The 12,594-nt window shown below is 70.2% G+C and carries 9 protein-coding genes and 3 pseudogenes; 4 read left to right on the top strand and 8 right to left on the bottom strand.

Annotation, left to right across the window (positions count from 1 at the left end; genetic code table 11):
• Nucleotides 1-59: 59 nt before the first annotated feature.
• Nucleotides 60-1,358, bottom strand: a complete 1,299-nt coding sequence (locus tag ACZ48Z_RS28090; RefSeq protein WP_468738677.1) for a DUF3533 domain-containing protein — start codon at nucleotides 1,356-1,358, stop codon at nucleotides 60-62.
• A 69-nt stretch (nucleotides 1,359-1,427) separates the two neighbouring features.
• Nucleotides 1,428-2,234, bottom strand: a complete 807-nt coding sequence (locus ACZ48Z_RS28085) for an SGNH/GDSL hydrolase family protein (RefSeq protein ID WP_468738676.1) — start codon at nucleotides 2,232-2,234, stop codon at nucleotides 1,428-1,430.
• A gap of 418 nt (nucleotides 2,235-2,652) precedes the next feature.
• Between ACZ48Z_RS28085 and ACZ48Z_RS28080 the strand changes: the two genes are divergently transcribed.
• Complete coding sequence (locus ACZ48Z_RS28080) at nucleotides 2,653-6,561, top strand: carboxypeptidase regulatory-like domain-containing protein (RefSeq protein WP_468738675.1); 3,909 nt, start codon at nucleotides 2,653-2,655, stop codon at nucleotides 6,559-6,561.
• Nucleotides 6,562-6,867: 306 nt separating this feature from the next.
• Here ACZ48Z_RS28080 and ACZ48Z_RS28075 read toward each other — a convergent pair whose 3' ends face one another.
• The 3 genes and pseudogenes from ACZ48Z_RS28075 to ACZ48Z_RS28065 form a co-directional block, all read right to left on the bottom strand.
• Nucleotides 6,868-7,299 (bottom strand): hypothetical protein, encoded by a 432-nt coding sequence (locus tag ACZ48Z_RS28075; protein WP_468738674.1) that lies wholly within the window; start codon nucleotides 7,297-7,299, stop codon nucleotides 6,868-6,870.
• 156 nt (nucleotides 7,300-7,455) lie between these two features.
• A pseudogene (locus ACZ48Z_RS28070) lies at nucleotides 7,456-7,624 on the bottom strand (pirin family protein); the annotation flags it as partial.
• Between the two features lie 234 nt (nucleotides 7,625-7,858).
• Nucleotides 7,859-8,014, bottom strand: a pseudogene (locus tag ACZ48Z_RS28065) (IS256 family transposase); the annotation flags it as partial.
• Between the two features lie 209 nt (nucleotides 8,015-8,223).
• Here ACZ48Z_RS28065 and ACZ48Z_RS28060 point away from each other — a divergent pair.
• From ACZ48Z_RS28060 to ACZ48Z_RS28050, 3 genes are all read left to right on the top strand, one after another.
• The gene (locus ACZ48Z_RS28060) at nucleotides 8,224-9,369 is read left to right on the top strand and encodes an ABC transporter substrate-binding protein (RefSeq protein ID WP_468738673.1); all 1,146 of its coding nucleotides are present in this window, start codon (nucleotides 8,224-8,226) and stop codon (nucleotides 9,367-9,369) included.
• A gap of 112 nt (nucleotides 9,370-9,481) precedes the next feature.
• Nucleotides 9,482-10,678, top strand: coding sequence for a sensor histidine kinase (locus ACZ48Z_RS28055; RefSeq protein WP_468738672.1), 1,197 nt, complete (start codon nucleotides 9,482-9,484; stop codon nucleotides 10,676-10,678).
• Nucleotides 10,675-11,340, top strand: a complete 666-nt coding sequence (locus tag ACZ48Z_RS28050; RefSeq protein ID WP_468738671.1) for a response regulator transcription factor — start codon at nucleotides 10,675-10,677, stop codon at nucleotides 11,338-11,340. The genes ACZ48Z_RS28055 and ACZ48Z_RS28050 overlap by 4 nt, the downstream gene beginning before the upstream one ends.
• Here the strand turns inward: ACZ48Z_RS28050 and ACZ48Z_RS28045 are convergent.
• From ACZ48Z_RS28045 to ACZ48Z_RS28035, 3 genes and pseudogenes are all read right to left on the bottom strand, one after another.
• Nucleotides 11,333-11,581, bottom strand: coding sequence for an amidase family protein (locus tag ACZ48Z_RS28045; protein WP_468738670.1), 249 nt, complete (start codon nucleotides 11,579-11,581; stop codon nucleotides 11,333-11,335). The two genes, ACZ48Z_RS28050 and ACZ48Z_RS28045, sit on opposite strands and share 8 nt — an antisense overlap.
• 45 nt (nucleotides 11,582-11,626) lie before the next feature.
• Nucleotides 11,627-11,974, bottom strand: a pseudogene (locus tag ACZ48Z_RS28040) (transposase family protein); the annotation flags it as partial.
• A 98-nt stretch (nucleotides 11,975-12,072) separates the two neighbouring features.
• Nucleotides 12,073-12,291, bottom strand: coding sequence for an SOS response-associated peptidase family protein (locus tag ACZ48Z_RS28035; RefSeq protein ID WP_468738669.1), 219 nt, complete (start codon nucleotides 12,289-12,291; stop codon nucleotides 12,073-12,075).
• Nucleotides 12,292-12,594 lie beyond the last annotated feature (303 nt).

Here is a 12,594-nt window from a genome sequence, read left to right as displayed (position 1 = left end):
CCGCGGTCACTGTTCGCGGCCTCTCGGGCGACCAGCTCCACCCCTCACCGGTGCTCGGACTATGCCCGGGCGAGGAGCGGCTGCGGTTCCTCGTCGGCGGGAATGCGATGGAGTCCCTTGCGGTCGTAGAACCGGGTCACGCCGAAGCCGAAGAGGCCGGCGACCGCGAGTCCCACACCCAGCATCACCCAGCCCCGGGTCAGACCCGCGTCGGCCTGGGCGTCGTAGTAGAGGATGGAACGGACGGCGCCCGTGATCTGGCGCAGGGGCTCGAACTCGCCGAGGGCGCGGTAGAAACCGGGGAGGGCTTGGAGGGGGACTGTGGCGCCGGACGTCGGTACCGCCATGGCGATGTAGAAGATCGTGATGAACAGCATCCCCGGCGTGCCGAACACAGCGAGCAGTCCGAGCCCGCCGATGCCGACAACCGCGATCGTGCACACGGAGAAGAGCCACAGCAGGGGCAGGTGAGAGGCGTCCATGCCCATGATGCCCACCGCACCGGCCAGGGCCAGGCTGCCCATGAGCAGGGACAGGCCGATCATGAGCGTGCTGCTGATGGCCAGGGTCTGGACGCGGGTCGCGCGCAGCAGCGGGTTGTGGACCCGCAGCGGGCCCATGTCGCTGTGGGTGTAGCCGAGGGCGTGGTCCACCTGGCCGCTGATGACGTTGGCGGCGAGCATGCCGCAGACGACGAGGACGAGGGAGTAGTAGAAGGCACTCAGACCGAGGCCGCTGTGCGAGTCGAGCGGATGCCCGTCCTCGATCTGCACCACGGCCGGGTCGGCCAGCAGCAGGCGCGCGGCAGCGGGCAGTTGGGACTGGGCGGCCTGGGCCTGAGCGGTCAGCTGTTCACCCACCTGTGCGGAGGCCGACTGCGCGGCCGTCGTCGTGGCCTGCCGCGCCATGCTCGACCCCACGCTGCCGGCGGACTGGTTGGTCAGCACGGTGAGTGCCGGGCGGACGGGCTTGCCGCCCACCTCGGGGCCGGTGAGGGCGGCGACGGTGGCGGTGAAGTCGCGGGGCACGACGAGCGCGCCGAACAGCTTGCCCTTGCCCAGTTCCTCCTTCATCTCCTCCTCGTCCATCACCTTCCAGTCGATCCTGTCTCCGCCCTGGGACGACTTCTTGATCGACTGGGTGATCTGTGCACCGAGGTCGGTCTGCTTGCCGCCGACCTTCGCCCCCTCATCGGCGCTGACCAGGCCGACGGGCAGCTTGTGCAGGTGACCGGCAGGGTCGACGTTGGCGCCGACGTAGAACACCGTGAACAGCAGTGCCACGAAGCCCACGATCACACCGTTGACGGTCCACAGACGCTTCGCGCGCAGGACGCGGAAGGGGTGGGCATTACTCATTTCCAGCTCCGGTACGAGGAAGAGAGAAGTGCAGCAGGAGGAGCCGCCGGCTTCGTCGCGGGCGGATCCTCATACGGCTGAGGAGGTGTCCCCGGCGGACGCAGCCACCGGAAGCAGCGCCGGCCGCTTGGCCTGGCGGCCGTCGCCGGAGGAGCGGCCACGCAGGCGGCGGCCGAGCCAAGGGCCGAGGAAGGTGCCGGCCCAGCGCACTTCGGCGCCCACGGTCCTCCAGGCAGAGATGTCAGCCCCCTCGGCCGGAAGGGGCAGGGTCCACTTGTCGTCGCTGCCCGGCAGACCGAGCGCCTGGGCCACGGCAGCCGCGATGCGCGCGTGCCCCAGCGGGCCGGCGTGCAACCGGTCAGCACTCCACAACCGCGGATCGGTCGCCGCCGCGTGCGCGGCCGTCTCCGCCACCACCACGCCGTGGCGGTCGGCGGCCTCCCGGATGCGTGCGTTGAGTGCGAGAACACGGTGACCGATCGGGCGGGCCAACGGCGTGATACGCCCGACATCGGGAAACATGAGAGTCGCGACGGTGGCGCCCTGCGCCGTGAGGGCGGCGAACATCGCCTCAACATGGTCGGCCACCTCATCGAGGTCGCACCCCGGGCGCAACACGTCGTTGACCCCGGCCACCACGGTGGCGAGGTCGGGCCGCATCGCGAGAGCCGGAGCCAGTTGCTCGGCGCGCACCTGACCGGCCTTACGGCCGCGCACCGCGAGGTTGGCGTAGAGCAGGCCGGGGCTGTGGCCGGCGACCTCCTCGGCGAGCCGGTCCGCCCAGCCCCGAAGACCACGGACGTCGTCGCCGTCACCGAGCCCCTCGGTGTGACTGTCACCCAGGGCGACATAGCGCAGATACCCACTGCTCGACATGGGACCGACCGCCTCTCGTCAACGCTGCTGCTGTTGGAAGTGGCACACGGCCATCGCTAATCAACTAGACACCTAGTCGCATTGTTGAATAGGAGGGTAGCTGCGGGCTCGCCTTCCTGCAAAGTGACGCCGCTCGGACGAGAGCTGAGGCCGTCGAGGGAGGTCCACTGCCGCAGTCGCCGCCTTGGTCCCGCGCCGACCTCACCGCCCATTCCCCTTTCAGGCCTGAGCGCCGACCTCGGCCACCACTGACGATGCCCGGGCCCTGGCGAGCATCAGCAGGTCGGCGGTGCCAGTGCGGCGGGTGTTGTGGAATCGATCAATCAGGAGCGCACAATTTCACACACGTGACATGTACATGAATTACGCTCCCGCCTGATCGTTTCCCTGCTACCCATGAAGGCCTGAAAGGACCCAGATGATCAAGGCGGGACTGTTCCGTACCCGACTGGCCGCGTTAACCGCCCTGTTCGGCATCCTGATGACACTGGTCTGGACACTCCCCCAGACCGCCACCGCCACCGCCGCCGCCACCACCACCACCACCACCACCACCACCGAGGCAACCACCACGACCGCCACCGCCTCGACGGCCTCGACTGTGCCGACGCACCCCCTCTGCGCGAGACCCGACAAACCCAACCAGATGGCCTGCTTCGCGGTCGCCCGCGATGATGTCCGGCAGACCGGCAAAGGCTTCCAACCCCTGCTGGCCCCCGCCGGGTTGGGCCCCGCCGACCTCCAGAGCGCCTACGACCTGCCTTCCGACGTTGCCGGGGCCGGGGTCACGGTGGCCATCGTCGACGCCTACGACAACCCGAACGCCGAGGCCGACCTGGCCGTCTACCGCTCCCAGTTCGGCCTGCCGCCCTGCACCACCGCAAACGGCTGCTTCCGCAAGACCGACCAGCGCGGCGGCACCGAGTACCCACAACCCGACGCGGGGTGGGCCGGCGAGATAGCCCTCGACCTCGACATGGTCAGCGCCGCCTGCCCGCTCTGCCACATCCTGCTGGTCGAGGCCGACGAGCCGTCCATCGAGGGCTTGGGCGAGGCGGAGAACACGGCGGTCGCGCTCGGCGCCGCATACGTCTCCAACAGCTGGGGCGGGAGCGAGAGCGCGTTCGGCGACCTGCCCGGTGACGACTACTACAAGCACCCGGGCGTGGCGATCACCTTCAGCACCGGCGACAACGGCTACGGCAACAGCTACCCGGCCACGCTCCCGTACGTCACGGCCGTCGGCGGGACGTCGCTGAGCCGGGACGCCGGGACGATCCGGGGCTGGAGCGAGTCCGCCTGGACCGGGGCGGGCAGCGGCTGCTCGGCCTACTCCCCCAAGCCGTCCTTCCAGACCGACCGGGGCTGCGCCAACCGCGCCAACGCGGACGTGTCGGCCGTCGCCGACCCGGCGACAGGCGTCACCGTCTACAACACCTACGAGGACCGCGGCTGGGGCGTCTACGGCGGTACCAGCGCGTCCGCCCCGATCATCGCCGCCACCTACGCGCTCGCCGGAACGCCGGGCGCGAAGACCTACCCCAACGCCTACCCGTACGCCCACACCGGCGACGCGCCGAACGGCGCTCTGAACGACGTGACAAGCGGCACCAACGGCACCTGCGCCACCGCCTATCTGTGCACCGCCGGCCCCGGCTGGGACGGCCCCACCGGCCTCGGCACCCCGAACGGCACCGCCGCCTTCACCACCGGCCCGTACGGCAGGTTGACCGGCAAGGTCACCGACCCGTCCGCCGGCGGCCCGGTGGCCGGAGTGCGGATCACGGCCGGCGCGAACGCCACGACGACCGGCACCGACGGCACCTACGACATGACGCTCCCGGCGGGCACGTACGACGTGACGGCCTCCAAGTTCGGCTACGGCAGCACCACACCGGCCGCCGTCGGGGTCGGCGACGACGCGACCGTGGCCCGGGACTTCACCCTCACCGCCCAGCCCCTGGTCACCGTCAGCGGTCGGATCCGGGACGGCTCCGGACACGGCTGGCCGCTCTCCGCGGGCATCCAGGTCACCGGTGAGCCGTCCACCCGGACGTACACCGACCCGGCGACCGGCCGCTACACCCTCGAACTGCCCGCCAACAGCACCTACACCCTGCAGGTCGACCCGGTCTACACCGGTTACCAGGTCACGACGGCCGACCTGACGGTGGGCGCCAAGGCCGGCCGCAAGGACTTCGGCATCCCGGTCGACGCGGCCGCCTGCGTGGCGCCCGGCTACAAGCAGACGTTCAGCGAGGCCACCGAGACCTTCGACGGCACTCAGGCGCCCGCCGGGTGGAGCGTCACCGGCAGCGGTCACACCTGGCGCTTCGACGACCCGGCCGGGCGCGGCAACCTCACCGGCGGCTCGGGCGACTTCGCCATCGCCGACAGCGGCTACTACGGCGACCGGCAGAACACCTCCCTCCTCTCCCCGGTCCTCGACCTGACCGGCCACGACACGCCCGCGGTCCGCTTCGGCACCTTCTACAAGCCGTTCGACGACGACTCCAGGGCCGACGTCGACCTCAGCGTCGACGGCGGCACGACCTGGTCCACGGTCTGGCACCGCGACACAGACTCCGCCGGCCCCGGGACGCAGAGCATCGCCCTCCCGGACGCGGCGGGGAAGTCCACCGTCCAGGTGCGGTTCCGCTACAACGGCGACTACGCCTACTACTGGCAGGTCGACGACGTCGCCTTCGGCGGCATGACCTGCAAGCCGGTGCCGGGCGCGCTGCTGTACGGGACGGTGACGGACCGCAACACCGGCCGGCAGCTGAGCGGTGCGACGGTGAGCGGCAGGACCGGCGCCACGGCGACCACGGCGGGCGACGGTTCGTACGTACGCTTCGCGCCGCGGACGGGCCGTCAGCAGGTGGCGTTCAGCGCCGAGCACTACACCACGGCGACGAGGAAGGTGAACGTCAAGGCCGACCACGCCGCCCGCCTCGACGCGGTGCTGCGCGCCGGACAGCTGGCGATCAGCCCGGCGGCGGTCGACAAGACCGTACGCAAGGGGAAAGCCACCACCGCCCAGTTCACCCTGCGCAACACCGGCTCGGCCCCGCTCACCGTCAGCCTCACCGAGCGGTCCGGGGACATCCCGACGGCGAAGACGGCCGGCGCGGCAGCTCCGAAGTACGTCCCCGGTGACTACACCCCAGACCGGCTGACGAAGGCGAAGACGAAGCCGACGACCCCTTCCGCGTCCACGTCCGCGTCCACGTCCACGGATGTGACCCCCACCGCCTCGGCCTGGACCTCCCTCGCCGACTACCCCACCCCCGTCATCGACAACGCCGTCGCCACCGGCCCGGACGGCCGCGTCTACTCGGTCGGCGGCACCGACGGCACCTCCGTCCTGTCCGGCGGCTACGTCTACGACCCCGTCACCGCCGCCTGGACGGCGATCCCCGGCGGTCACCCCACCCCCCGTGAGTCACCCCAGTCCGCCTTCCTGAACGGCAAGTTGTACGTCACCGGTGGCTGGACAGCGGACGGCGGCACCGTGACCACCACCGAGGTCTACGACCCGCAGCACCGCACCTGGTCCACCGCCGCCCCGGTGCCCGCCGGGTACGCGGCAGCGGCCTCCGCCACGCTCGACGGCAAGTGGTACCTGGTCGGCGGCTGCGGCCAGGGATACTGCACCGGCGCCAACGCAGTTCAGGTCTACGACCCGGCCACCGACACCTGGGCCACCACCACGCCCTACCCCGAGGCCATCTCCTGGCTCGGCTGCGGCGCCGCCTCGGGCATCCTGTACTGCGCGGGCGGCACCACCGTGGTGGAGGGTACGCGGCACGGCTACGCCTACAACCCAGCCACCGCCGCGTGGACTCCGATCACCGACCTTCCCATCGACTTGTGGGCCTCGGCCGCCACCACCGCCGACGGCCGCTTCCTCCTCTCCGGCGGGGTCAGCAACCTGCTCGGCGCCGTCACCAGCGCCGGCTACGCCTACGACCCGGCCGCCCGCACCTGGACGGCCCTGCCCGCCGCCACCACGCCGCTCTACCGGGCCGGTGGCGCCTGCGGGTTCTACCGCGTGGGCGGCGCACCGAGCGTCTTCGACGCCCACGCGAACGTCGAACAGCTGCCAGGCCTCGACAGCTGCGTCCCGGCGACCGACGTCCGCTGGCTGTCCGCCACACCCGTCACGCATACGCTCGCCCCCGGCCAGCGCCTGACCGTCACCGTCCGGCTGGATGCGGGCGGGACAGCGGTGGACACCGCCGGCATCTACACGGCCGCGCTCGCGGTCGGCACGGACACGCCGTACACGTACCCGTTGCTTCCGGTGCGGATGACCGTGCGCTGACGGGTCGTCATCCGGCCATGCCTTCCGCCGCGAGGTGACCGTGCTGGTCGCAGCCATCAAGGAGTGGCTGCGACCAGCACGCCTACGACTGACCAGAACGGCCCTTTGCGACCAGCGACTTGAACGAGTGCACGTCCGCGGCCGCCGGCAGAATCCTGCCGCCCCACCTGTCTTTGCGACTGTCGTCGCGCACCCGCAGGAGCTCACCCTCCCCGTCGGTGACCTCGACCGAGAAGGTCCCGTGGTCGTCCGCACCGGTGGCGACCGTGTTGAAGGCAATCAGTTCCTCGGTCAGCAGGTCGTGGCCTAGGGGATCCTGATGTTGTAGACACCGCTGGAGACGTCGGCGGCCGTGGGCTTGACGGTCACGCCGCCGAGGGACTGCCCCCCGCCCGAGTCACAGTTGCCGGTCTCCCAGGCGGAGACGCCGTAGGTGACGCCCGTGGTGACCCTGTAGTTGGTGGCGAATATGATCCGGCCGTTGCCGCCTGAGGTGCTGGCGTTCGTCGTGTTCACGCAGGTGACGGAGGTGCCGTCGTCGATCCGGAGACTGCCGAAATACACAACGGAGTTCCCGGCGCCCCTGGCTGCCATCGGAACGTCGGCGGTGAGTGAGGCCGTGGGGGCTGCGGACGCTGTGGGCGCAGCGACGAGGGCGCCGGTGAGGGCGAGCAGGGCGGCCAGCGAAGCGGAACGGACCGTGCGGCGCGTGCGGTCGTGGGGGGACGTCAGGCGCATGCCTCTTCCAATCATCGAGAGATTGTCCAAGTCTCAAGCAACTTGCGAGACCAGTGTTACCCGAGGGAACACCACGACAGGACCCCGGTTTCGGCCATGTTCGAGATCCGTCGCACCCAGGGGGACCGGAGGAACCGCCGACCCCAATCCAGCGGGTCAGCGCACTCTGCCCCGCGGCTCCAACCGCGTCGGGCGGTTCCGGAGTGGGCAGCGGAGCACCGTCGTACCCCTTCACCTCACCGAACCGTGTGCCTTCCATCCAGTCCTGACGCGCCTGTTCGATCTTTTCCTGGGACCGCCCGATCCAATTCCAGAACGTAACTAGCCGTGTGCGCACGTGATGCCCGGCTCGATCAGCAAAGCCGCCAAAATCCTCTACCTCGACCTCACGACAAAGTAGGCCCCGACGTGGGCGCAGTCGTCGGGGTCGACCTGGACGGCGGCCGCGGGGATCGCGTCCGGCGCCCCTCAGCCAGGGCTTACCAGAACCCGAGACCCCGTCGCCGACGGCGAAGGCGTGAGCGCACGCCCGCGGGTCATGTCCCGCGGGGTGGTGTGGTCACGGCAGCTGTTTCGGTTCCGGTTGTGGGGTGGTCTCGGGTTCGGGTTCGGTTGGCGTGGTGGTGGAGAGCTCGGCCATGGAGGCTTCGGACAGGTGGCGGCGGTCGAAGACCTGCCATTCGTCGTGGAGTTCGGCCAGCACCGCGTGCAGGCGTTCAGCGGAGCCTTCACCTGGTACCGAAACATTCAGCGGAACAACGAAACTGCTCGCGCCCTTCCGACGGCACCCACCGTGACCGTTCAACCGAACGATGGAACCCGGAGACAGCCTTCGGACGACGCGGAACAACGCGGTTCATCGGCAGGATTGGTGCGCCGCCTCGTACGGAATCCGGCGGCGAAACCAGCAGGAGGACCCCCACGATGCCCAGTAACTTCAGCAGGCGGCGGCTGCTCACCACCGGAGCCGGTGTCGCTCTCGGCGGTGCCGCCGCAGCCGTCGCGACCAACGCTCAGGCGGCTGAGTCCGTCGGCGCCCCGCTGGCGGGTGTCCGCGAGGAGACTCGGTCCCTCGACGAGCTCTACGAGGCGGCCATCGCCGAAGGCGGCAAGCTCGTCCTTTACCAGGGCGGGGACGTCGACGCCCAGGCAGCCGGGCTACGGACCGACTGGGCCGCCCGCTTCCCGAAGATCCCGCTGACGGTCTCCGTGGACTACAGCAAGTACCACGACGTCCGCGTGGACAACCAGCTCGCGACCGACACCCTGGTCCCCGACGTCGTCCAGTTGCAGACGCTCCAGGACTTCACCCGCTGGAAGCGCGAGGGCAAACTGCTGCGCTACAAGCCCGCAGGCTTCTCACAGATCCACCAGGGCTTCAAGGACCCGGACGGCACATGGACGGCGCTGTTCGTCATCGCCTTCAGCTTCATGTACGACATCCAGGCGGCCGGGGCGAACGCGCCCAGGACGCCACTGGACCTGCTCGACGAGCGCTGGAAGGGCGCCATCGCCTCCTCCTACCCGAACGACGACGACGCGGTGCTGTACCTCTACTCCCTCTACCAGCAGAAGTACGGCTGGGAATGGGTGGCGAAGTTCGCCGCGCAGCAGCCCCAGTTCGCCCGGGGCACGAACACCCCGGGCGCCGCGGTCAACGGCAAGACGAAGACCATCGGAGTGGGCGCGGGGGGCAGCGCGATCTCCACCTCGACAACGGTGAAGTGGGTCCTGCCGAGCGGCGACCACCCCTTCATGGCCTGGGGGCAACGGGCCGCGATCCTGAAGAAGGCGGCGCACCCCGCCGCCGCCAAGCTGTACGTGAACTGGCAGCTCTCCGAGGAACGCCAGGCGGCCAGCCGCAACGGCTGGTCGGTGCGGACGGACGTCACGCCGTACGCCGGCCTGAAGCCGGTGTGGGAGTTCCCGAACGCCCACGTCGACGGCTTCCCCAGGTTCATGGAGGACCGCGCCGCGGCCGAGCGGCTGCGGCAGACGTTCTCCCTCTACTTCGGCGAGGTCAAGGGCGATCCGTCGCCGGGCTGGCTCGGGCTGCACCCGGGAAGCTGACGTCAGCGCGGGCACGGCACCACCGGGGCGTTTACAGCGATCAAACAGGTTACGGCTTAGACTTCTTGACCTGTTGTCACTTCCGCCCGGCCCGCCCCAGGGAGCCGCAGCCGTGCCCGTCACCGCGCTCGCCGTACGTCGGCCATCCGGCTCCGCACGGAATCTCCCACACCTGGTGTTCCTGGTCGCCGTGGCCGGCACCCTCGTGCGGCTCTTCGAGCTGAACCACGAGCTGTGCTGGCGCATCGCGCCGCCCACGGCCGCGCTGGCCCTGCTGTACGCGGCCGGGCTGGCCCGGTGGGACCGGCTGGAGCGCTGGGCGCGACCGGCCTGGCTCGGTCTCCTCCTGCTGCTGTGGTTCTGGGTGGCCTGGAGCCTCCCGGCACAGCTCACCTTCGGGTACGCGTGGCTGGCCCTACCGCTCGCCGTCCTGGCACTGCGCATGCCCACTCGCGCGGCACGGGCCACGGCGCTCGGTGTCCTCACCGCGCTGCTGGTCTCCGCCCTTCAGCGAGCCGGCGGCGGCTTCGACCCCGATGTGCTGGCACCACCGGTCACCGCCCTGTGGGCGACCGTACTCCTCTACCGCGCCCAGCAGCGGCTGACCCGCGAACTCGCCACCACACGGGACGAGTTGGCGCGACAGCAGCGAGAGGCCGGGCGGCTCGCAGAGCGAGCCCGCATCGCACGGGACCTGCACGACACACTCGCCCAGGAACTCTCGGGCAGCCGCATGCTGCTCCAGGCCGCCGACCGGGACTGGGACCGCCGCCCCGACGTCGCCCGACGGCAGGTGCGGGCCGTGACCGAAGCTCTCGGCGAGCATCTCGCGCAGACCCGCGGCATCATCGACGACCTCACCCCACCCCTGCTCGCGCGAGACGGCCTGGAGGCGGCGCTGCGCGACCTGTGCACCCGCACCGGCTCCGCCGCCGGCGCGCCCACGATCACCTTCCGTACCGAACACGAGCCCTGCTCCCTGCGGACAGACCAGGCCGTGGCCCTGCTGCGGGTGACACAGAGCGTTCTGGCCAACGCGTGCGAACACGCGCGGGCCCAGCACGTACGCGTCACCCTGGCCTACGGCGACGCGGCGACCGCGGCCGTCGAGGTCCTGGACGACGGAGTGGGATTCGACTCGACGGCGCTACAGCCCACCGGCAACAGTCGCGGATTCGGACTGGCCGCGGCGCGTGACCGACTGGGTGTGTTCGGCGGCACATTCAGCATCGACAGCACGCCCGGACACGGCACCCGCGTCCGGGCGGCCCTGCGAGCCGAGGACCGAGTCCCGGTGGGCACGCGATGAGCGAGACCTCCAGCCCGTCGCTGCGGATCGTGATCGTGGACGACCACACGGTCGTACGAGCCGGCCTGCGCGCCCTCCTCGAGAGCGAACCCGGCTTCACCGTCGTCGGCGAGACCGGCGACGGCACCGACGCGGTGCAGCAGGTGGAACGACTCGGCCCCGATGTGGTGCTGATGGACCTCCGGCTGTCGGACACCGGCGCGGCAGGTAGCGTCATCGACGGCATCGAGGCGACCCGCCGGATCCTGGCCACCCCCGCCCCTCCCCGGGTCGTCATACTCACAAGCCATGGCCACCAGGCCGACGTCCTGCGAGCTGTGGAGGCCGGCGCGCGCGGATACGTCCTCAAGGCAGGGCCGCCCGAGGAATTGTTCCGCGCCGTCCGGGCCGCGGCGGCCGGAGGCATGGCGCTGGCACCGGAGGCCGCGGCACAGTTCGTCGGCGATCCGACCGCGCCGGGCCCACTGCTGAGCGAGCGCGAGATCGAGGTCGTCCGGCTCCTGGCTCATGGACACAGCAACCGGACGATCGCCGGCACCCTGTATCTGGCTGAGGCCACGGTCAAGACCCATCTGGTCCGCATCTACCGCAAGCTCGGCACGGGAAACCGCGCCGGCACCGTCACAGAAGCGGTCCGACTCGGCCTGATCGAACTCAGCTGAGCCTGACCCGGCACCGCCTCAGCGGACCCTCAACCGCCGGACGGAACGAGTCCGTGAGTCGGCCCCAGTCCGTTCCCCGCAGTAGTGGGCCGGCACGCGCAGCGAACGGCACGGTCGCGCCGTGGTCGGCGGCGGTGAGGTGGGCTGCGGTGAGGTGGGCGGCGACCGCCGCGGCAGGCCCACCAACGGAGCCGCCGACCGTGCGTGCCGGGTCGTGGGGGTTGAGGGTGGATCCGCTCATGCCAGGGCTCTCGGATCCCTCCCCATCACTCAACCCGCTCCGTCAATGGGGCCCGGTGATGCTCTGTGAGGAGTGCCGGTGGCGGGCTCGACGCCGGGCTTCAAGGACCTCCGTCGGGCTGATCTTGTTGCCTTTCCTCGGCGGAGTCACCGCCTGCCCAGGATGACGCGGCGAAGCCATGGGACAACCGTCGTCCAGGAAGGACCTCGACGTCACGAAACTGTTGGAAGCAGACGGCGGTGCCTTCGTTGCGGGCGGCGGTAGCACCGTGCATCCGTCCAGTTCGCAGGGCATCGACCCATAACGTGCGTCCCTGGTCGTCGGCGATAACGGTGGCCTTCATCGTGTTCTGTTTCTTCTTCCCCAACACAAGGCCTGTCGCCCACCACGGCCGTCGGCGTCGGCCCCGTTCCGAAGCGAACGAGCCCTGTCTCGTGAACCGTCTCCACGCGCGCGTTGATCATCCCTGCGGCGACCTTCACGTCCTTCGCTTACGACGGCACCAGCCCCCAGCGCAGCGACCGCAGCTTCCACCGCACCATGTCGGTGTCTTCTTCACCGCGGGGTGCGCGCTCACGGACCGCCCACATGTCGTCGGTCGGGGCGACATTCCAGTTCGGAGTGAGCATCTCCTGCGTCGGCACGTCGGGCACCTGAAAGGGCGGGGCCAACTCGTGCGGGCTGCGAGTGGAAACGTATCGACCCCACATACCGCCACACTTGCACCCTCGCAGCACTGCGCAACAGCGCCCGCGCCGTCCGCGTGAGATGGCAGGCGCCGGACAACCGGCGTACGAGGCAGAGGCCCCAGAAGGGCTTGAACGAAAGTTTGTTTCAGCAGCTCAGAGCGTATGGCGAGATGGCTCCCGAAACGCTGGTCCCCCAGGTCCTGGGACGCCGTCCGCTTACTCCGCGCTTAGAGGTCCTAACAAAGGCGTTGGACGTGGCGGTGGGTGATCAGACACGTGGCGAGGCCGAGGAACGCTTCGTGGATGTCGTCGCGTCTCTCCCAG

It is taken from the genome of Streptomyces sp. NPDC031225 (assembly GCF_055570355.1).
Note: the sequence above shows the minus strand (reverse complement) of the source record. Positions and strands in the feature narration are given on the sequence as shown.